Origin of the sequence: Idiomarina sp. 017G, from assembly GCF_004362265.1 — a bacterium.
Classification (GTDB): domain Bacteria; phylum Pseudomonadota; class Gammaproteobacteria; order Enterobacterales; family Alteromonadaceae; genus Idiomarina; species Idiomarina loihiensis.
The window spans coordinates 33,394-52,413 of sequence record NZ_SNWT01000011.1; the positions used below are offsets into that span (position 1 = coordinate 33,394).

Here is a 19,020-nt window from a genome sequence, read left to right on the forward strand (position 1 = left end):
TCCTGTTAATGGTTATGCGGGTCGAAACCGCCTTTGGCCAGCTGTGAACGAACGAAAAAAGCTCCACTTTCAACGTAGCGGGTACCTTCATCGACACCAGTAATAACTTTCCACGCTCCCTGTTCATCGACTAACTCAACTTCTTTGGGCTCGAACTTGCCGGGTTGGTGCTCAATAAAAATCTGCCAGTCTCCGTCGGGGGCTCGTAATAGTGCTGAATCTTTAACCGCAAGAACTGGCGTATCCGATGTCACTGAAAAATAGACGTCCGCAAATAAACCGGGATGCAGCTGGTCTTTTTCGTTGCTGACTGCAAGACGAACCGTGCGGGTACGGGTTTTATGGTCAATGGTATGCCCTTCTTGAATGACCTTTGCGCTAAAGCTCTTGCCATTAACACTCACCGTTACAGGGTCACCAAATTTAACATTGAGGTCAGCACTGCCTGGCAAGCGGGCATTGACCCACAGCGTTTCCTCTTGCAGGACTTCAACCAATTCATTACCGGCATTGACCTGTTGTCCTTGTTTAAAATCATCACTGACGACAATGCCGCTAATGTCGGCGGTTAGTTGATACTCGCCAATGGGGTAATCTGGCGCTTTTAATCGCTTGATATCATTATCGGACATACCAAAGGCTTGCAGTGTCGCTTTTGCTGATGAAAAATCGCTCCGCGCTTCGACATAACGTTTCTCGCCAACAGTCGTTTGTCCCAGGGACTGAACCCTTTTCCACTCATTTAAGGACACCAAATATAGGCTCTGTGCTTCGGCCATCCGGGCACTGAATAAGGTTGCTAGCGGCTGAGATTTTTCGACGTGATCACCAATACTGACGAAGCGTTTTAATACTGTTGAATCGATGCGGGGACTGACCACATAGCTATTAAAATCGTTGGCGACGATTTCTCCGGGCGCGTAGACCGGGTAGTCAACAATCTGCTTTTGCAGTGTTGCTGTCGTAATATTGGCCATCGCTTGTTGCTTCTGAGACAGCTCGACACCGGAGCCTTCTTCATGTTCTCCTTCTTGATGACCGTTTTCCTGCTGATGACTCGTTGAATCTTTGTTTTCTTCGTGGCCATGCTCATCCTGAGCTATCCCAGGCGAGCTCAGTGCCAACGCAATTGCCGCGTATAATGGTTTAACTGACATAATTTTCTCTCTAATCTGTTCGTGGTTTTATTGATTGCTCAACGGCTGTAACTCAAGGGTTTCACTGAGTTTTCCGGAGCGATAAAGCCATTCAATGGCGGCAAGCCGGTATTGAGTTTGTAATCCAATACCCGCAAACTGGCTATCGAGTCGCTGTTGCATAGCCGTTAGATAGTCCGAAGTGGATAAATCACCGGCCAGCCAGGATTGCTCAATCAGCTGCATTGATTCGGCCTGCCGAGCCTGGAAATTCTGCTGCCAGCTTTGCCATTGCTTTTTCACAAACCGATAGTTATTTAGCGATGATTTAAGCGATGCCTCCCACTGCCGTTTTAACGCAATAAGACGTTTTTCCTCGGCAAGCGCTTCACGACTGGCGGCCTGAACGGCGTTGCTGTAATTATTTCGCAGTTGCAGCGGAATACTGAATGTCAGGCCGATTACATTCTCGTTATCGCTTTCACCAGCTTCAACTCCCACTGTTGGATTAGCCGTGGTTAATGAGCGTTTCCAGTCGATATCCGCACGTTTTAACTGCCACTTCAGATAAGCCGCTTTAATGGCCGGATGTTGCTGCCATCGCGCTGTTAAGTCCGGCGGGAACTGGAACATATCCTCGCTTAGCGACAATTCGTTCGCCGCAGTCCCGGGGAGTAGAGCATTGAGTTTAGCCTGACTAGACTGTAACTGCTGATAAGCCGAAGCGGTTTGTTGTAACTGTTGGCTTAAGGCAAGTAAGGTCAATTGTTCGTCAATGGCGCTTAAATCACCCGCTTTACGCCTTTCACTGACGAGCTTTATGGCTTGTTGCACAAACTGCTCTTGCTGCTGAGCTAAGTCATAACGACGTTTCGCATCAAACCAATGGACATAGGCATCGAGCAACGTTTTCGCATGCTCACTCGCTGATTGGCGGTAAACACTCATTGCTAATGCCGTCATTGCATCGCTCTGACTGGCACGAGCCTCATTGCCCGTGCTCCAGTCAATGGTCTGACTGAGACCAACGGCGTAGTTGTTGAGATCGCCTTCGCGTTCTAGTCTTGAAGACAAGGTTGGGTTATACAAAGGCTGGTTTAGCTGCTGCCCTTGCTGTATGAGTGCTTCAGCTTGCTCTTGAGCCGCCTGCACACTAGGGTGCTGTTGTACGGTTTGTTGCCAGCGCTCGGGTAACTGTTGAGCGTTAACATAACTCGTGCTTAACACGAGACTGACAGCAATAAACACACGTTTGCTGCGTATCCATAACGGACGCATAGAGAGACTCCTCGGTCATTTTACTGCGTTAATAATTCGAATTGATCCGCTGCGTTGCAGCGTTTAAAGCAGTTATGAGGAGATTGGAGGCCGAAATAGCGGTAAAGATAAAGGGTTAGAATAAACTTCAATATAACCAGAGCGAGACGTTTTGAAACGCGGGAGCGCCATAGCTTTTTCTGATTTCATTGCATAAAGATGGAATGAACCGTGGCAGTGACAGCAATGATGACAATCAAAACTGATATCGCCATTAAGAGGAAGCTCTTCCTTATCAATATGAGATTCGTCGTGCTCAAAGCTGAGGTGCTGTTCGGAGGAAGACTGGTGAGACTGGTGCACGTCCGCGACTGCCTGACTAATTTGAGTCAGAACCGCAAACAAAATCACTATGATAAAACCCAATCTGAACATTACAGCCCTTGGTTTGTGAACCTTTTAAACAGTAACATAATTAATATGAGCCTACAAGAATCTACTTGAGTTCCCAATGTTGGAGGCTTAGCAAAGTTTGTAAAATCTTAGGTTGATTGGTAATATAGCCCCTCTTTGGGGAGTAGCCTGTTTCCTTCGTTGGAAGCGTTCGTGTCAACATAATTGGCCACATGCCATGGTGCGAACACCTCTCGGTTGGCGAGACCATCGATATATCCATGCTGAAGGTTGGGCGTGTGGGTGTATCGTGGACTCAGAATGCCCAGCCGGAGATAACTCAATGAACCTAATTGCTCTTCTTTTACTTGCTTTTTCGATGTCAACGGATGCTTTTGCTGCGGCCGTCGGTAAAGGGGCAAGTCTTAACCGTCCTCGTTTTTTCGAAGCACTAATAATGGGCGTGATTTTCGGGACGATTGAAGCAATAACCCCTGTTATTGGTTGGTCGGTAAATCAGCAGCCTCTTATGTTGAAGTCTGGGATCATTGGGTAGCCTTCTTTTTATTGCTGCCCCTTGGTTTGCATATGGTTTATGAAGGTTTTAGACCTGGCGGAGAAGAGGTAGACAAACCCTCCAGACAATCGTTTTTTAAAGTTTCTCTTACGGCGTTAGGTACCAGCATTGATGCCATGGCAGTTCCTGGCCTTTATTGATGTGAATATTTGGCTTGCCGCGGGGCTTATCGGTTTAGCTACAACCCTTATGGTTACTTTGGGAGTGATGTTAGGGCGCTTTGTTGGAGCGGTAATAGGTCATTGGGCAGAAATGTTCGGCGGGATTACTTTAATCGGAGTGGGTTTTTGGATCTTGTTAAGCCACATATAAGAGAAGAGTTTATTAGGATAACGCTATAATTTCACTGTCTAATCTGAATTTGGTAGCTCTATCTGCACTTCAAACCCAGATGGCTGGATATTGTTAAATGATAGCTTGCCATGGTGCAACTGTATTATTTTCGAGGTGATGGACAGTCCCAGACCTGAGCCGGCGATATTAGTGTGTTCGCGGAATCGATAAAAACGCTCTCCCATTTGTTCAATTATTTCGGCGGGCACACCGCTGCCTTGATCTCTTATCTTGATAATAATGCTTGCCGATGTATCAACAGCTTCTATTTGTATAGTGGAGTCTGCCGGTGAAAATTTCATGGCGTTGGATAAAAGGTTGGTCAATGCGCTTATTATTAAAGTTTCATTGCATGCTATCTTGGTCGTGGGAACGTCGACTTGCCATTGGTAATTCTCGACCCTGTTTGTGGGAAGACTGTTGATGGCTGCAGAAACAAGCGTTTTGAGTTCAATGTCGGAGAAGTCAGTAGACTTGTCCAAACTATCCAGTCGATTTAAACGCAAAAGTTGATTAACTAAATGCGACATGCGCTCTACGGCACTAAAAATGGCTTTTCCAGACTGTTTGGAATCCTCCAGAGATTCAGCGTGAATGATATTTTCCGCGTGTACTTGAATTGCACTTAACGGTGTCCGCAACTCATGTGACGCATCAGCAATAAAGCGCTTTTCCCGCTCTGAAAACATCTTAATTTGATGTAATAGTTTATTAATTGCCTGCTTTATCGGAATCAACTCTTTGGGCAGGTCTGACTCAATTGGCGACAGGTTATTTAACGCTCTGGCCCTCAAATGCGTGGCGAATCGGTTAACAGGTTTCAGTACGAGATAAACAATGAATAGTATGATTAGGCTGATCGGTACCCACATCAGTAGTAACGGGTACAGTTGTTCTGTAGCCAGATAACCACTGAGCTCACTGCGTACATCCTGCCGTTGAAAGGTACGCACCCAAATGCCTCTAGATTTCGAGAAATAACTAAAGATAAACCATGTTTGCGCGTCATTTTCTAACGTATGGTAGCCGGGCTTTAAATTCTTCAGCGGCAGTATCTGCAATTGATTAGTTAAGGCCAGCAATTTACCTTCAGAGTTGTATATGTGATAGCCGATTTTAGACTCGTACTTGTGGCCACTAGGGCCTCTTTCATTAGCGGACTCTTCTTCACCGGTGTCATAGTAGTTTGATATTGGGATTCTTTGGGGTGCTGGTTGAGTTTCCGGAGATGGTGTATAAAACGCAGCCAGCGACTTTGCGGTTTGTGCAAGTTGCGCATCAAAAACTTCATCTAACTCGTGCAGAATATCCCGATAGCTAGCCCAGGCTGTGATCGCTAATACCGCAATTACAGCTAAGTTAATGCCAATAACCAATGAGCGGCGAAGCGACCAGAGTTTCATGATGACTGATCTTTTAACAGATAGCCTAAACCCCTGATGGTGGTTATCAGGCCAGGGTTCAGTTTTTTGCGTAAATGGTGGATATGGACCTCTAGCGAATTGCTTTCGTTATCACCACCCCAACCATAACATGCGGTTTCTAATTGTTCTTTACTCACTATTTTTCCGGCATGCAACGCGAGTTGTTTTAGTAATACCCATTCTAGCCGGGTTAAATTAATGGTTTTGCTCCGGAAACGACATTGTTGTGATGCGATATCAACGCTCAGGTCACCGCAAGTTATAATATCATTGAGTTGGTGATTTGCTTTTCGCACCTGAACCCGAACACGGGCTTCTAACTCACGTAATTCAAACGGCTTTACCACGTAATCATTGGCACCTTCATTTAGTGCCAGCACCTTCGTATCAATGTCATCCCAGGCGGTGAGTACGACAATAGGGACTTGTTGGCCTGCCTTTCTCAGTTTTTTTATCAGGGATATGGCATTGCCATCAGGCAGGCCAAGATCAAAAATTGCCAGTTCGAATTGGTCAGTTTTAAGGGCACTTTCCGCTTGCGATAGATTCATAGCAAGTTCGACCATATAACCCATACGATTCAGGCCTTTAATGATACCTTCTGCCAAGGTTTTGTCATCTTCAAGGAGTAGTAGACGCATTCGCATATCTCTCGTTAATCTGCGTTAAATCAAGGTTTGCATTATAAAGTGACGTTTCTACATTAAAGTAACCCAATACAGTATGCGAGAAATTATCATGGCTAATATCGGCATCTGAATTATTTTTCGTCATTTCAAATGTCCCTGAAGGCCAAACTATCCAAGGAATATGTCGTTGTTCCTTGGGGGCTAACCAATTGGGTAAACCATGCAGGTAGATACCGTTATCCCCCAGGGACTCACCGTGGTCGGATACATACATCATACTGCTGTCCAGCTCTTTGTGGCTTCTCAATAACCTAACAGCCTGACTGACGAGCCGATCAGTTATCAATAAACTGTTGTCGTATGCATTAATAATTTCGCTTTTTGTGCAGTTTGTTAATTCCTCGCTTTTGCACTCCGGTAAAAAACGTTTGAGTTTTTCTGGGGAGCGTTTGTAATATGCTGGCCCATGGCTGCCCATTTGGTGGAGTACAATAATTGAATCCTGAGTTATGTTTTGTAACCAGGAGCTCAATTCATCAAGCATCTCAAAGTCGTAGCAGTCCGTTTCTCCACACCGATTTTCATTCATTACAGTGGTATTAATACGGTTACATACGTCTTTGCACCCGGAGTTGTTTTCAATCCAGGTCGCATTGATACCGGCATTTTCCAAAACATCTAATACATTACTCGAATTTCTGGCGGCGTTGGAATAAATATCAGCCGTTAAAAAACTGAACATACAGGGAACAGAGACAGCCGTAGCTGTTCCGCATGAGATGGCATCTTTGTAGCTCAAGAGTTGTTCTGAAGTTGCCAGTTGCGAAAGCATGGGTGTTGTCGGACGCTCATAACCATTCAGTGAAAAGTGATCGGCACGTGCCGTTTCTCCCAGTATGACAACCATGATCCTTGGCTTTGCCGACGTTTTAGTTTGCACCGCGTCCTGCCCCAAAGCGTTAAAATGAGCCGGTTTTTCTAATTTTTGTCTTATGACTGAAACACTAGCCGAGATGACGTTGAATGGGACGATCCGATATTTTACATCCCGATGGTTACGAAATAAGGAGGCAAAATCATCATAACTTGTATAAGCAATACCGACGGCTAGAAAGCAGAAGCAGGCTGCTGTAACAAGACTTTGCTTCATCTGTGTGAGTGTTCTTGCTTTGGGGATTTTTATGTACACCAGCAATAACGAAGGGATGATACCCAGTGCTATTAACGTGATAAAAAAACTGGTAGAAAGCTGATCTCCCGCCTCTGCTGGATCGGTTTCCATGGTGTTGATGAGCATGTCGGAGTCAATAACAATACCGTATTGCAGCATATAAAATGAGGCCGGCGCCGCCACAATAATTAGAATAATTGCCAGTGGCTTGAATGCATTAATGAACCGGCTTAAAGCCAGCACAAAGGCATAAAAACAGAGTGTGAATGCCATTAACTTAAACTGAGTGAATGGCTGGACACCATAAGTTTCCAAAGCGCCCAACAAGGCAGCTGAGTAGGCAAAGGTTAGCCAAGTTGCAACAACTATTAACAGTACTGAAAAATTAAGGGTTAGTCGTTTCATGCTGCTCACCTATATGAAAAATGAATAACGCGATGCTCCAGCAGATAAAGGCTGTGGTGATATCGTCGACGAAGAAATGGGCGCCTCGCAGTTGTTGTGCAAAGCCGAGGATGAAGCCAACAAGAGATGAGAAAACGGCAGATACCTTAGCGAGGCCTGGCCGGGTTTTACACCAAAAAAAATACAGCCCGATCCACGCAAAGCCGATACTCGAGTGCCCCGACGGAAAACATCGTCCAGAGCTAAAGGAGCTGTCATTTAACGACCATAAACTGAAGTAAGGTTTGGTCCCGCCGTATACACGCAGATCCCAGGGGCAGTCCATCCCCAGAGTGGCTTTAAGGTAATTAACCAAGCCAAAAGACAGTAAAATGGATAAGAGCAGTAGCACATAGCGGCGCCGCTGAGCGATATTTCTCCCTGAAACAAACTGAACCAGGGTTAAGGCTAATAGTGAAATGACAGCGATGAGATTGAGGTTGCGTACACCTTCATGAAGAATGGTTTCAGTAATGAAGTGGTGTTTAAGTGACCACTGCGCCCCTTCTAGCCGATAGAGCTCATTGGCAACTAAGAACTTGAGATCAAATAATTCTGCTGTTGTTAACACCGCAATAAAAATCACCAGAGTAAACAGCCAACGTTGGCTGATAGTTGTCACCTTCAAAGCCGGCATAAGAGTGCTGCCCAAACGATGATGAACTGAAGGATGGCAAGAAATACAGCGGCCGACGCGATATCTTTCGCTCGCGCGCTAAGCTCATGAAAGTCTGCGCCGATGCGGTCAACTACAGCTTCTACAGCGGAATTAAGCAACTCAGTAATGAGTAAGCCGGACAGAGACAAAAACATTAACAATCGCTCTGTTAACTCCAGCGGTGCCAGCACTAAAATAGGCGTTAATAAAATGACCAGTACCACTTCTTGCCGAAACGCGGCTTCAAAAAGCCATGCAGCCTTTAGCCCTTTTATGGAATACCGCGTTGCATGAAGTATTCGGATTATTCCGGTTTTACCTGGTTTCATGATGATTCCTGTCACGATAAAAACTGCATCCTAAGCAACCAATATTAAGTTCAGCTTAAGGTTCCCCGTTTACTATCCAAACCATCATCAAAACTGAGTTGGATTGTTAATGCATAATGTTTATTTGCTAAAGAGAGGGGGAAGGTCGTTAGCGCACTATCGCACGCTGATTACCGGGTTTGGGCTTGGGTTAATTATTTTGAGTGTCAGCCGTCTACTGCTCTTTATCTGGCAACATGAGCGCGTAACAGAGGCCGGAAATATTGGCTATCTGATGATGATGGGATTGAGGGCTGACGTTGTTCAGATGGGGTATCTGACACTGCCATTATTGTTATTGGCGCCGCTATTTCTAAACCGCTGGGGTGTCGGGCTTTGGCAGAAAATTCAGGGCATCTGGCTGATTGTTGCTATTACCTATATTGCGTTTATGGAGATATCAACGCCTGCCTTTATTATGCAGTACGATTTGCGGCCTAACCGTTTGTTTATTGAATATTTAGCATACCCCAAAGAAGTGTTTAGTACGCTCTGGGGCGGTTTTAAACCCTGGTTATTTTTAAGCGGTGTGGTTGTGATTGGCTGTTTATATGGGTTAACTAAATTAGCAAAGTGCTTGAATAGATCAACCGGCGTTGGGCACAAACACATTGTCAGTTCGCTGATTGTCTGGCCGGTATTGGTGATTCTTGTTTTTGCGGGGGTTCGTTCAACCCTGGCGCATCGGCCGGCTAACCCGGCCTTTTTCGCGGTGACCTCTGATGCATTGGTGAATAGTTTAATTATTAGTTCAGCTTATTCGGTGGAATACGCAATTTATAATATACGCCACGAGGCGAGTGCTGCCCGTGTTTATGGTAGTGTCCCAATCGATCAGATACTCAATACCGTGAAAAAACAACCTCACTTAGTCGCGAAGACCTTTCCGTCAGAGCAATACCCAACGGTGCATTTTAATACCGCTTCCCGTAACTACGATAAACCGAAGAATATTGTTGTTATTCTGGAAGAAAGTCTGGGAGCTACTTTTGTTAAAGATTTAGGTGGCATTGGTGTGACGCCAAACCTTGAACAGTTGCGGCAGGAAGGTTGGTGGTTTAAGCAACTATACGCGACGGGAACGCGTTCGGTTCGTGGCATTGAAGCGGTCATTTCAAGCTTTTTACCGACACCTGCACGCAGCACGGTAAAACTCTCCTTGTCGCAGCAAAACTTTTACACAGCGGCTGATTTGCTGTCGCGTAAAGGGTATTTCACGGAGTTTATTTACGGTGGTGAGACACACTTCGACAATATGGGGAACTTTTTTATCGGCAACGGGTTTCAGTCAATACTGGGGCAAAGCGACATCATTAACCCTCAATTCTTGGGCAGCTGGGGAGCCAGTGACGAGGATTTATTTAATACCGCGCATCAGCGCTTTGAGAAACACGAAAAAACCGGACAACCTTTCTTTAGTTTGGTTTTCACTTCTTCAAACCACGAGCCGTTTGAGTTTCCTGACAATGCAATTGAGCTTTATTCAAAGCCAAAAAATGCGGTTGAGAATGCCGTGAAATACGCTGATTTTGCGTTGGGTCAGTTCATTAAAAAGGCTAAAAATAGTGACTATTGGGAGGATACAATTTTTCTGATTGTTGCTGACCATGATACGCGTGTCTACGGCAACGAATTAGTGCCCATTAATAAATTCCGTATACCCGGACTTATTTTGGGTGGGTCGATTCAACCCAGGGAAATCGACTCAATAGCCAGTCAAATTGATTTATTACCGACCGTTATATCGCTTGCGGGTATTTCTGCCTGGACCCCGGCAATAGGGCAGGATCTATCAGCAAAAGATGTACCACCCGCTAATCGTGCGATGATGCAGTTTGGTAATAATTATGCGTGGATGACTAACGAGGGCGTGGCCATATTAACGCCGGGCGAGGATATGACGGGTCATTACGACGTTCAGAAAAACCGCTTTGTCGCAGATGATAAGACGAATAGCCAATTACACGAAGAGGCACTGGCACATGCGTTGTTGCCATCCTGGCTGTATCAAAATCGGGCTTACTTTGTGCCGGAAGGTCTCAACTAGAGTGCTTATTAGTCTGGTCGCTTAAGATTTTCTTAATAAAGGGTATTCATAATGATTCCTGACAATAAAAAGGGGGCTTTATGAATACCCACTACTCTGGCTTATCAAAGATTAATCACTGGTTCACGGTTATTCTTGTGACCGTTATGCTCACGCTCGGCTATATGATGCTTTTTGCTGCTGAAGAAAGTACCGAAGATTTTTTAAAAGCAGTCCATATTAGCATCGGTTTTTTTGCGTTCTGGTTTTTGTTGTGGCGAACAGCTTACCGCCTAAAACAGGGTTTTCCGAAAACACATTCGATGGATGTAAAAGGAATTATTGCGCGCGGTGTTCATTATCTTATTCTGTTGAGTTTGGTGGTATTAGTTATAATTGGTCCGCTTTATCTTTTTACTGAAAATGAAGCGGTAGTCGTGTTTAACTGGTTTAGCGTTCAGTTTGACTTAACGACACTAAAAGTTATTCATGAACCTGCGGAAGAAGTACACAAACTGTTTGGCTTGTATCTACTGCCTGTTTTACTGGCGATACACATCTTGGCAGCTACTTTTGAATATCTGGTAAATTCTGAGCAATAATAATTTAAAAAAGGAGCATGTCGTTAGGCATGCCCACAGTCATCGAGTTTGACTGGTCAATCAATTGGCTAACACTTCCGTACCATTGATGCAGAAGTTTTTGAAATTAATTGGTTTGTAGTGGCATAGTTAATTTCGGTAAGAGATTGGATCAATATCCTGGGCTAGCAGCTTTCTGTTGGCGTCACACTTTTCACTCGCTAATACTAAAGACAAATCAGGAAAGGTGCCAAGGGGTAAATTTCTACGGCGTTTGGTGAAAGGCTCTGAGTAATTAAAGATCCAGACTTTTTACCCGAAGGTTTAATTCTTAGGTGCAGTCCTTGTCCATCATAAAGATTGTATTCTTTGTCTTTAGGCTTAGCTTCTCTGACTTCACGAGCACTTAGCGGTTTAGTTATACGGGCCATTTTAGTAACACGCCTTTAGTGTATTTTGTTCTGTGTTACTAAACAGTGTACTAAAAAGTCTGGATACTACTGAACCCGAAAGGACTGCAAAAGACCAAAGTTACGATCAAGTCTTTGATTATTAAGGAGTTAAAGTACTAATAAGGACCACTAAGGAGGGGGAAGTGGTGCCCGGAGGCGGAATCGAACCACCGACACGAGGATTTTCAATCCTCTGCTCTACCGACTGAGCTATCCGGGCAACGGCGTGTATTAAACGTTTTTTTCGGTTTCGAGTCAACCGGTTTTCGTGGCTTTTTTACTGTTTGCTCAGTAATTGCGCACTACACGCCTGTTTTGATGAATTATTCAACACGCAGATAGGTGCTACCGGCTAAACAGTGCTCATAGAAGTTCGTCCAGCGGACACCTTCACGGGGAGCCAGTGAGCCTTTACGTACTTGACGGTCAATTTGTTTCTTCACAGTTTTGGCCATGTATTCCGTATTATACTGCATAGTTTGCAGTACTTTTTCGGCCGATGTGCCCGGTACCACTTCTTCAATATAAAAATCACCGGGCTCGTCATCGTGGCAGTACACGTGAACTTCCGTTAAACGACCAAACAGGTTGTGCATATCACCCATAACGTCCTGATAGGCGCCAGTCAGGAATAAGCCGACGTGGTAATCCTCGCCTTTGCGCAGGTTATGCATGGGAATATGATCGCCAATTTCGGTGCCTTCAATGTATTTACTGAGCTTACCGTCGCTATCACAGGTAATATCAACAATAGAGCAACGCACTTCGGGTTGCTCATTCAGGCGTGAAATCGGCACCACAGGTAATACTTGCCCTATGGCCCAGGTATCTGCGGCAGACTGGAACACCGAGAAGTTACACAGGTATTGGCTGGCGAGCATGTCTTCCAACTCTTCCAGCTCCTGCATCACATAACTGTCTTTATCCAGCGATTGATGAATGTCGGCCAGTATCTGCCAGTACATGGTATCCAGTTTGGCCATCTCGGTGAGCGACAAAATACCCAGCTTAAAGGCTTCATAGGCATTCTGTTTGTAACCCGCAGCGTCGTTGTAACGTTCCTGCGGGTGAAACTGGTCGCCAGAGCTGTGCAATTCGCGCATATTCTTGACCAGAATGTGCTCGTCTTCACTGGCGCTGATATTAAATTGTGTACCGGCTGGTTTCATTTCACCGACAATATTGGTGACGACGCAGCTGTGGTGTGCGGTCATTGCACGACCACTTTCGCTGACTAAGTTCGGGTGTGGCACTTCTTCTAAATCACAAATTTGTTTCACGCCCCAGACCACGTCGGCAACATACTCTTCGGTTGAATAGTTGCGCGAGGAGTCACTGGTAGTGCTGGTGCCGTCGTAATCAATACCTAGGCCGCCGCCGATATCCAGATACTCTAAAGGAACACCTTCTTGTACCAGTTTGGCGTATAAGCGCGCGCCTTCATTGACGGCTTCTTTAATTTTGCGAATGTCTGACAACTGACTACCAATGTGAAAATGCAGCAGCTTGGCACAGTGCAGCATGTCTTCTTCGCGCAGGCGCTCAATAACATTCAGAATTTCGGCAATGCTTAAGCCAAATTTAGCCCGGTCGCCGCTGGAGCCTGCCCATTTGCCTGAGCTTTTCACCATCATTTTTGAGCGCAGACCAATCATGGGTTCGACGCCCATTTCTTTCGCTAAAGGTATCAGCATTTCCAGTTCGCTGAATTTTTCAATCACGATGATCATTTTGCGTTTAAGCTGACGCCCCAACAGGGCCAGCTTGAGATAATCTTTGTCTTTGTAGCCATTAAGAATAGTCAGAGCATCGGGGTTGTCGTTGTACGCCATCACCGCCATCAGCTCTGGCTTAGAACCGGCTTCCAGACCGTAGTTGTAAGGTTCTCCCGCGTCCATGATCTCTTCAACCACTTCGCGCATCTGGTTAACTTTAATCGGGAACACACCGCAATACTGGCCCTGATAATTGGCGTCAGCTATCAGCTTACCGAAAGTCTCGTTAATAATTTCAACCTGCGAGCGCAAAATGTCATGGAAGCGAATAACGGCGGGAAACTGAATGCCCTCCGAAATAATTTCATCCACCACTTCTTTCATATCAATGGTTACGTCGGGTAACCGGTGATTTGGGCGGATTTGAATATTGCCGTTCTCGCCAATAGAAAAATATCCGGCTCCCCAACGATTAACGCCGTACAGCTCTTCTGCTTGATCAATATTCCAATCTGACATCTCAGGCTCCCGACTGTTGTAATACGAGTAATAATTCGCGCACAATTTTGGCGGCGAATACGTCGGAATTGCCGGTCGGGTCTATTTGCGGCGACAGTTCAACCACATCGGCACCGACCAGATTCTTTTGCCGCAGCAGTTTCATCAGGCTGACAAAGGAATGAAAATCCTCGCCGCCGGGTTCCGGAGTTCCTGTGCCAGGCAAGAAAGAAGGATCGAAATAATCGAGATCCAGTGTCAGGTAAACAGGGCGGTCTTTAGCAATGGCTTCAACACTGTCGAGAAAGTCTTTACGCGAGCTGCGAATAGTTTTGTGTTCTTTCATCCACTGGTACTCGTCACGGGTGCCTGAGCGGATGCCATACTGGATCAGCTCATGGTCGGGACCAAAATGATCGACAGAACGACGAATGATGGAAGCGTGCGAATAATGGTAACCGAGAAAACCATCACGCAGATCCGCATGTGCGTCCAAATGGAGCAGCACCAAATCCGGGTACTGCTTTAAATACTTAACGATAGGGGCATACGAAATCGAGTGTTCACCGCCTAACGTCAGTAACTTAATTTTTTCCTGCGCTAAATCAAGCGAATCAAAAATAGCGTTAAAGTCATGAACAGCGTGATGCCACTGTTTTTCTTCGTCGTCATCAAAGCCCAGCCGCAAGTTGCCTAAGTCATAGAAGGTTTGGTCTTCTAAATCGGCATCGAGGTACGGCGAGTACGACTCAATATCCTCCGAGACGGAACGCAAACCATCAGGGCCGTCTTTGGTGCCTTTACGAAAACAGGCTGTACCATCAAATCCAAAACCGAGAATGTGGGTGTGTCCCGGGTGTATTTCGGTACTGTGTTGCGAACCGAAAAAAGGGCGGCTCGGGTCGTTTAATGGTACAGGTAGTGGCACCGTTAGTGGCGTTAGGGGCATTATCGTTACAGACCTCTCTCACTGAGTCGATTTATTGCGATCTTTTTTGATCGGATTAAACAGACTTTGTTGAATATTAATGAGCTCTTCACTGAGCTTTTTACGTTTTGTCCAGGTGTCAATTAATGGTGTTTCGCTGAGCTCATTCGCTGTAACACCGGCCATAACCGCTGTTTTTCCCTGACGAACGAGTTCAACCGCATGCACACCTAGCCGCGTTCCTAAAATGCGATCCATTGCCGTAGGGCGTCCACCGCGCTGAACGTGCCCAAGTAAACAGGGACGACAAGGTAAGTTAAGACGATTTTCTAACTGTTCCGCAAGTCGAACCGCACCACCGGGCCATTGATTTTCGCATAACACCATCACGTAGCTCGAGTCACCGCGAACACGCTGTACCGATTCAATGTGCTTAACCAGCGCATCAACCGTTAATGGTTTGTCCTTTTGCAGCTCGGGCAGAATCATTCGCTCGGCACCACAGGCCATAGCGCTGCTAATACCGATATAACCGGCGTTGCGCCCCATAACTTCGACAATAAAGACACGATCCATAGCCTCGGCGGTATCGCGGATTTTATCCAACGCGTCCATGGCGGTTTCTACTGCCGTGTCATAGCCAATAGTGTTATCTGTGCCAAAGAGATCATTATCGATGGTACCCGGAATACCGACAATGGGACCTTTCCAGAAGTTAGCCAGGTGCTCAGCACCACGGAACGAACCGTCGCCGCCAATAACGATAAAGGCGTCAATTTGGTGTGCGTCTAAATTCGTTGCGGCTTCCCGTCCGCCTTCTTCACTTTTAAAGCGCTCGCTGCGGGCGCTTTTAATAATGGTGCCGGAATATTGCAAAATGTGTTCAACGTCTTCACGGCCAAGTTTTACAAAGTCGTTATTCAGCAGGCCTTCATAGCCATGGCGAAACCCCATGACTTCTATGCCATAGTTTTCAGCAGCGAGAACTACGGCACGGAGTGCGGCGTTCATACCGGGGGCATCACCACCACTGGTTATAATGGCAATGCGGTTTATTGTGTTAACAGATGACACAATCTCTACTCCTTGATAATGTCTTATGCGTAGCTTAAACGACCTGCATGCCGTGACCAAGAGGAAATTTCATGAGCACTGATGTTGTACGTTTTGATTATTCAGAATTATCGGACTGGGCGCGAACTTGTCTGACCGAGGCGGGGGCTTCGGGGGAGGTCGCGCGCAATGTAAGTTATTACCTGTTGGAAGGCGATTTACTGGGGTTTAGTACCCATGGTTTAATTCGGCTGTTGAACAACTGCCAGTGGCTGCGCGACGGCAAAAGCCTGGCAAAAGGCCAGCCGGTAGTACTTCGAGAGCGCGCTGCGGTTGCTAACTGGGACGCCCAGTTTTTGCCCGGACCTTACGTGGTGCCGCAGGCTATTGATGCAGCCTGCAAGATGGCGAAGCAAGCCGGTACCGGTACCGTGGTTGTACGCCGGAGCCAACACGTTGCAGCGCTCGCGGCCTATTTAAGCATTGCTACAGATCAGGGGCTGGTGGTGAGCTTAACGTGCTCGACTCCCGGACAACGCGCAGTAGCACCTTTTGGGGGCAAAGAAGCGGTGTTTTCACCTAACCCCTTTGCGGTTGGCGTTCCGAGTTCAAATGACCCTCTGTTGTTTGATATCAGTTTTTCCATGACTGCAGCGGGCAAGGTTCGTCAGGCTAAAGCGAACGGTACTCGGTTGCCTTATAAAGCATTGATAAAGCCTGATGGTGAATGGACGGATGATCCGCTAACTTTCTTTGAGTCACCGGGCAGTTCAATAGCCCCATTGGGCGGTGAGCAACTGGGTTATAAAGGCTATGGTCTCACTTTGTTTAGTGAAATTTGGTCGATGGCGTTAAGTCAGTACGGGCGCAGACAGGGCAGTGACGACGGCGATGCGAACTCAATATGGGTACAAGTGATTGACCCCGAAGCTTTTGGTGAAAAACAAAAGTTTTTACAGCAGGTGGATGACTTATTGGCAGACAGCCGTAAAAGTGCTCCTGCGGTTGCTGAGCAGCCGGTGCGTATTCCGGGGGAAGCGGCGCAGAAGCGCAAACGTGAGCAGCTGCAACAGGGAGTTTCCTACAGCAGCGCTACTTTAAAAGTTTTGCAACGCTGCGCCGAGTTCTGTGGTGTGGATTTACCTAAGGCTGTAAACGGGTAATACGCCAGTTTTCGCGGTCTTTGCTGTACTGGTAGCGGTCATGTAAACGGTGCTGGCCGCCTTGCCAGAATTCAAATTGTTGCGGATGAACGCTGTAGCCGCCCCAGCTTTGAGGGCGCGGAACTTCGGTGTTCTCATAGTCTTTCAGTAGTGACTGATAGTGGCTTTCCAGTATGTCGCGGCTTTCTACCGGGCGACTTTGTTGCGAAGCAAGCGCTGCAACCTGACTCTCTTTGGGGCGTGAGTGAAAGTAACGGTCGTTGTCTTCATCATCAAGGGGGATTGCACTACCAATAATACTAATTTGTCGTTCTAACGGCAGCCAGGCAAAGTGCAGAGCAACTTGAGGGTTCTCGCTTATGTCCTGGCCTTTGTGGCTGTTTTTGTTGGTATAGAAGCGAAAGCCAGTATGGTCGTAACCTTTAAGCAGCACGATACGCTGACTGGGCATATGTTGTGCATCCACTGTAGCCAGTGTCATGGCGGTAGGGTCACTTAATAAGTTGCTGTCTATGGCCTGCTGCATCCACTTTTCAAATTGCTTTACCGGGTCGGCTTCCAGTTGCTCACGGTGCAGGCTACCTAAGCCATATTCCCGACGCATTGCTTGTAAATCCATGACCTCTCCTTAATGGACTAATGGCGCGTATCCTGTTTTTTGTCCAGGAAGCGCTGACGTATTTTTTCCATCGCATCCAGATTATCCAGCATAAGTCCCACCAGCTCTGGATCAAAGAATTTACCACTGTGCTGTAACAGATAATCTGCGGCATCCTCAGATTCTTTTGCATCACGATAATTGCGCTGCGTTCGCAGGGCGTCAAAGTGACTGGTAATACTCAGAATTCGGGCGTTAAGGTCAATTGCCTTTGCCGATTTCTGACTGGGAAAGCCGGAACCATTCCAACGTTCATGAATATCCTGCGCAATAAGAGCCGCGACTTTAGCTACTGCTGAGTCCGTTTGGCGTAAATAGTCGTGGCCCTGAATGACTTTTTGCATAATTTCTTCATATTCGTGGATACTCAATACGTCGGCACGTTGAGCTAACTCCATTTGCACCGAGACTTTACCGATATCATAAACGGATGCAGCTTGTTTTAACGCTTCGGCCTGTTCTTGCGTTGCGCCTGAGAATATCGCCAGCTGGCCAGCCATTTCGGCAGAACGTTTAACATGGTGGCTAATTTCATCAATAGAATGTTTTTCAATGGCTTCGCCAACACTATAAAGCAGTTCCCGTTGTGCTTCCCGCTCGTTTTCTGTGGCTTGCAGGTTATCTATAGCAATGGAGCTATTATTCACAAAAAGCCCGAGCAGATTTTGATCCAGCTCAGATAAGTCCCTGACACCACGAATAAAAAGTAAGTACTGGCGCGAGCTGCTGGTTTTGTAAAGGCCGTAGTAATTACCGTCGACAATACGAAAATCAACATTTTGCGGGCTTTGCTGCATAGGGCGGACAATATCCCAGTCAATTTCGCCGTGTACGGGTTGCCCTACAGCCTCTTCATATTCGCCTGTGCCGCCAATAATTTCAAATGGGTCGTCAGTGTCCGAGCTGGCGGTCAGCGCATCAATGCGGCAATACATGGCGTCATCAGACAGAGTAATTAGCGCGACAAGTTGCTCCAGTATGCCCTGACATAAGGCTTGCATTGAGCGCGCAGAAAATACTTCAGCCGACGCGTTAATGACTTTTTCCAGACCACGTTTGTTGCGCTCAATAGCGTTTAAGTCACGATAAGCCCGTAAGCAGGAATACATCAGAGTAACCAGCTTGCGGTATGTGAGCTCAGTTTTTTCTTTATAGTCATCAATATCATAACGGGCAATGACATCTTCTTCGGGAGCCTGCCCCGGTTGTCCTGTTCGCAGAACAATGCGTATCAGCCGGTTTTTCCGGGTTTCGCGTACCCACTGGGCAACATCGAGTCCGGCGTGATCGGTTTCCATCACTACATCCAGCAGCATCATGGCGATATTGGTGTTGTCCTGTAAAAACGCAATAGCGTCTTTGCCGGAATAAACCGAATGAAATTTCAGCGGACGACCGTCGAGTTTAAATTCACCTAATGCCATTTTGGTAATGGTGTGTATCTCTTCGTCGTCATCGACAATGAGTATATTATACGGTTCCGATACTTCTTCTTCCGCTATATCAGGCTCGTCATCAGAAAATAGAAAGTCATCGTTCATACTTATGCGTCCCTG

At 46.5% G+C, this 19,020-nt stretch carries 21 protein-coding genes, 1 tRNA gene and 1 riboswitch; of the genes, 6 read left to right on the forward strand and 16 right to left on the reverse strand.

Annotation, left to right across the window (positions count from 1 at the left end):
- Positions 1–5: 5 nt before the first annotated feature.
- From DEU30_RS12350 to DEU30_RS13605, 3 genes are all read right to left on the reverse strand, one after another.
- Positions 6–1,157, reverse strand: a complete 1,152-nt coding sequence (locus tag DEU30_RS12350; RefSeq protein WP_114982369.1) for an efflux RND transporter periplasmic adaptor subunit — start codon at positions 1,155–1,157, stop codon at positions 6–8.
- Positions 1,158–1,184: 27 nt separating this feature from the next.
- Positions 1,185–2,414 carry a TolC family protein gene (locus tag DEU30_RS12355; RefSeq protein WP_114982368.1) on the reverse strand — a complete coding sequence of 410 codons (1,230 nt, stop codon included), beginning with the start codon at positions 2,412–2,414 and terminating at the stop codon, positions 1,185–1,187.
- Between the two features lie 72 nt (positions 2,415–2,486).
- Positions 2,487–2,828 carry a hypothetical protein gene (locus tag DEU30_RS13605; RefSeq protein ID WP_166649039.1) on the reverse strand — a complete coding sequence of 114 codons (342 nt, stop codon included), beginning with the start codon at positions 2,826–2,828 and terminating at the stop codon, positions 2,487–2,489.
- 125 nt (positions 2,829–2,953) lie between these two features.
- Positions 2,954–3,091, forward strand: a riboswitch (yybP-ykoY riboswitch).
- A gap of 38 nt (positions 3,092–3,129) precedes the next feature.
- Here DEU30_RS13605 and DEU30_RS13745 point away from each other — a divergent pair.
- The 3 genes from DEU30_RS13745 to DEU30_RS13755 are packed head-to-tail and all read left to right on the forward strand — an operon-like array spanning position 3,130 to position 3,675.
- Positions 3,130–3,342: a hypothetical protein gene (locus tag DEU30_RS13745; RefSeq protein WP_279512852.1), complete on the forward strand. Its 213-nt coding sequence runs from the start codon at positions 3,130–3,132 to the stop codon at positions 3,340–3,342.
- Complete coding sequence (locus DEU30_RS13750) at positions 3,291–3,503, forward strand: manganese efflux pump (RefSeq protein WP_278355057.1); 213 nt, start codon at positions 3,291–3,293, stop codon at positions 3,501–3,503. The genes DEU30_RS13745 and DEU30_RS13750 overlap by 52 nt, the downstream gene beginning before the upstream one ends.
- Positions 3,475–3,675, forward strand: a complete 201-nt coding sequence (locus tag DEU30_RS13755) for a manganese efflux pump (protein ID WP_279512851.1) — start codon at positions 3,475–3,477, stop codon at positions 3,673–3,675. Before DEU30_RS13750 ends, DEU30_RS13755 begins: the two co-directional genes overlap by 29 nt.
- Positions 3,676–3,713: 38 nt before the next feature.
- On the opposite strand, the gene DEU30_RS12370 is transcribed toward DEU30_RS13755, so the two are convergent.
- From DEU30_RS12370 to DEU30_RS12390, 5 genes are read right to left on the reverse strand one after another with little or no spacing between them, the layout of a single operon-like run.
- Complete coding sequence (locus DEU30_RS12370) at positions 3,714–5,099, reverse strand: ATP-binding protein (protein WP_114982367.1); 1,386 nt, start codon at positions 5,097–5,099, stop codon at positions 3,714–3,716.
- Positions 5,096–5,761 (reverse strand): response regulator, encoded by a 666-nt coding sequence (locus DEU30_RS12375; RefSeq protein WP_114982366.1) that lies wholly within the window; start codon positions 5,759–5,761, stop codon positions 5,096–5,098. The genes DEU30_RS12370 and DEU30_RS12375 overlap by 4 nt, the downstream gene beginning before the upstream one ends.
- Complete coding sequence (locus DEU30_RS12380; RefSeq protein ID WP_114982365.1) at positions 5,742–7,325, reverse strand: phosphoethanolamine--lipid A transferase; 1,584 nt, start codon at positions 7,323–7,325, stop codon at positions 5,742–5,744. Before DEU30_RS12380 ends, DEU30_RS12375 begins: the two co-directional genes overlap by 20 nt.
- Complete coding sequence (locus DEU30_RS12385) at positions 7,306–8,001, reverse strand: phosphatase PAP2 family protein (protein ID WP_114982364.1); 696 nt, start codon at positions 7,999–8,001, stop codon at positions 7,306–7,308. Before DEU30_RS12385 ends, DEU30_RS12380 begins: the two co-directional genes overlap by 20 nt.
- A complete protein-coding gene (locus DEU30_RS12390; RefSeq protein ID WP_114982363.1) occupies positions 7,989–8,351 on the reverse strand; it encodes a diacylglycerol kinase in 363 nt (120 codons plus the stop codon). Before DEU30_RS12390 ends, DEU30_RS12385 begins: the two co-directional genes overlap by 13 nt.
- Before the next feature lie 109 nt (positions 8,352–8,460).
- Between DEU30_RS12390 and DEU30_RS12395 the strand changes: the two genes are divergently transcribed.
- Positions 8,461–10,437 carry an LTA synthase family protein gene (locus DEU30_RS12395; RefSeq protein WP_114982362.1) on the forward strand — a complete coding sequence of 659 codons (1,977 nt, stop codon included), beginning with the start codon at positions 8,461–8,463 and terminating at the stop codon, positions 10,435–10,437.
- A gap of 80 nt (positions 10,438–10,517) precedes the next feature.
- Entirely contained in the window at positions 10,518–11,018 is a 501-nt protein-coding gene (locus DEU30_RS12400) for a cytochrome b/b6 domain-containing protein (RefSeq protein ID WP_114982361.1), read from the forward strand.
- 129 nt (positions 11,019–11,147) lie between these two features.
- On the opposite strand, the gene DEU30_RS13775 is transcribed toward DEU30_RS12400, so the two are convergent.
- The 6 genes from DEU30_RS13775 to DEU30_RS12425 all read right to left on the reverse strand — a co-directional run bounded on the left by DEU30_RS13775 (position 11,148) and on the right by DEU30_RS12425 (position 15,664).
- Positions 11,148–11,300: an integrase arm-type DNA-binding domain-containing protein gene (locus DEU30_RS13775; RefSeq protein WP_347813349.1), complete on the reverse strand. Its 153-nt coding sequence runs from the start codon at positions 11,298–11,300 to the stop codon at positions 11,148–11,150.
- A complete protein-coding gene (locus DEU30_RS12405) occupies positions 11,225–11,428 on the reverse strand; it encodes a hypothetical protein (RefSeq protein ID WP_243734123.1) in 204 nt (67 codons plus the stop codon). The genes DEU30_RS13775 and DEU30_RS12405 overlap by 76 nt, the downstream gene beginning before the upstream one ends.
- A gap of 165 nt (positions 11,429–11,593) precedes the next feature.
- Positions 11,594–11,669: transfer RNA gene (locus DEU30_RS12410), tRNA-Phe, on the reverse strand.
- A gap of 103 nt (positions 11,670–11,772) precedes the next feature.
- Entirely contained in the window at positions 11,773–13,683 is a 1,911-nt protein-coding gene (speA, locus tag DEU30_RS12415; protein WP_114982360.1) for a biosynthetic arginine decarboxylase, read from the reverse strand.
- 1 nt (position 13,684) lies between these two features.
- Positions 13,685–14,611, reverse strand: coding sequence for an agmatinase (gene speB / locus DEU30_RS12420; RefSeq protein WP_114982359.1), 927 nt, complete (start codon positions 14,609–14,611; stop codon positions 13,685–13,687).
- Between the two features lie 18 nt (positions 14,612–14,629).
- Positions 14,630–15,664 carry an ATP-dependent 6-phosphofructokinase gene (locus DEU30_RS12425; protein ID WP_114982358.1) on the reverse strand — a complete coding sequence of 345 codons (1,035 nt, stop codon included), beginning with the start codon at positions 15,662–15,664 and terminating at the stop codon, positions 14,630–14,632.
- A 71-nt stretch (positions 15,665–15,735) separates the two neighbouring features.
- Between DEU30_RS12425 and DEU30_RS12430 the strand changes: the two genes are divergently transcribed.
- Entirely contained in the window at positions 15,736–16,806 is a 1,071-nt protein-coding gene (locus DEU30_RS12430) for an Ldh family oxidoreductase (RefSeq protein ID WP_114982357.1), read from the forward strand.
- Here DEU30_RS12430 and pdxH read toward each other — a convergent pair.
- Complete coding sequence (pdxH, locus tag DEU30_RS12435) at positions 16,787–17,425, reverse strand: pyridoxamine 5'-phosphate oxidase (protein WP_114982356.1); 639 nt, start codon at positions 17,423–17,425, stop codon at positions 16,787–16,789. The two genes, DEU30_RS12430 and pdxH, sit on opposite strands and share 20 nt — an antisense overlap.
- Before the next feature lie 17 nt (positions 17,426–17,442).
- Complete coding sequence (locus DEU30_RS12440) at positions 17,443–19,005, reverse strand: response regulator (RefSeq protein WP_011234459.1); 1,563 nt, start codon at positions 19,003–19,005, stop codon at positions 17,443–17,445.
- Positions 19,006–19,020 lie beyond the last annotated feature (15 nt).

Excerpts from the sequence above, each read along its gene's own strand:
- DEU30_RS12440 (WP_011234459.1), bottom strand. The coding sequence starts at position 19,005 with ATGAACGATGACTTTCTATTTTCTGATGACGAGCCTGATATAGCGGAA.
- DEU30_RS12400 (WP_114982361.1), top strand. The coding sequence starts at position 10,518 with ATGAATACCCACTACTCTGGCTTATCAAAGATTAATCACTGGTTCACG.
- DEU30_RS12395 (WP_114982362.1), top strand. The coding sequence starts at position 8,461 with ATGCATAATGTTTATTTGCTAAAGAGAGGGGGAAGGTCGTTAGCGCAC.
- pdxH (WP_114982356.1), bottom strand. The coding sequence starts at position 17,425 with ATGGATTTACAAGCAATGCGTCGGGAATATGGCTTAGGTAGCCTGCAC.
- DEU30_RS12430 (WP_114982357.1), top strand. The coding sequence starts at position 15,736 with ATGAGCACTGATGTTGTACGTTTTGATTATTCAGAATTATCGGACTGG.
- DEU30_RS13605 (WP_166649039.1), bottom strand. The coding sequence starts at position 2,828 with ATGTTCAGATTGGGTTTTATCATAGTGATTTTGTTTGCGGTTCTGACT.
- DEU30_RS13755 (WP_279512851.1), top strand. The coding sequence starts at position 3,475 with ATGCCATGGCAGTTCCTGGCCTTTATTGATGTGAATATTTGGCTTGCC.
- DEU30_RS12355 (WP_114982368.1), bottom strand. The coding sequence starts at position 2,414 with ATGCGTCCGTTATGGATACGCAGCAAACGTGTGTTTATTGCTGTCAGT.
- speB (WP_114982359.1), bottom strand. The coding sequence starts at position 14,611 with ATGCCCCTAACGCCACTAACGGTGCCACTACCTGTACCATTAAACGAC.
- DEU30_RS12390 (WP_114982363.1), bottom strand. The coding sequence starts at position 8,351 with ATGAAACCAGGTAAAACCGGAATAATCCGAATACTTCATGCAACGCGG.
- DEU30_RS12385 (WP_114982364.1), bottom strand. The coding sequence starts at position 8,001 with ATGCCGGCTTTGAAGGTGACAACTATCAGCCAACGTTGGCTGTTTACT.
- DEU30_RS12380 (WP_114982365.1), bottom strand. The coding sequence starts at position 7,325 with ATGAAACGACTAACCCTTAATTTTTCAGTACTGTTAATAGTTGTTGCA.
- speA (WP_114982360.1), bottom strand. The coding sequence starts at position 13,683 with ATGTCAGATTGGAATATTGATCAAGCAGAAGAGCTGTACGGCGTTAAT.
- DEU30_RS12375 (WP_114982366.1), bottom strand. The coding sequence starts at position 5,761 with ATGCGTCTACTACTCCTTGAAGATGACAAAACCTTGGCAGAAGGTATC.
- DEU30_RS12405 (WP_243734123.1), bottom strand. The coding sequence starts at position 11,428 with ATGGCCCGTATAACTAAACCGCTAAGTGCTCGTGAAGTCAGAGAAGCT.
- DEU30_RS12370 (WP_114982367.1), bottom strand. The coding sequence starts at position 5,099 with ATGAAACTCTGGTCGCTTCGCCGCTCATTGGTTATTGGCATTAACTTA.
- DEU30_RS12350 (WP_114982369.1), bottom strand. The coding sequence starts at position 1,157 with ATGTCAGTTAAACCATTATACGCGGCAATTGCGTTGGCACTGAGCTCG.
- DEU30_RS13745 (WP_279512852.1), top strand. The coding sequence starts at position 3,130 with ATGAACCTAATTGCTCTTCTTTTACTTGCTTTTTCGATGTCAACGGAT.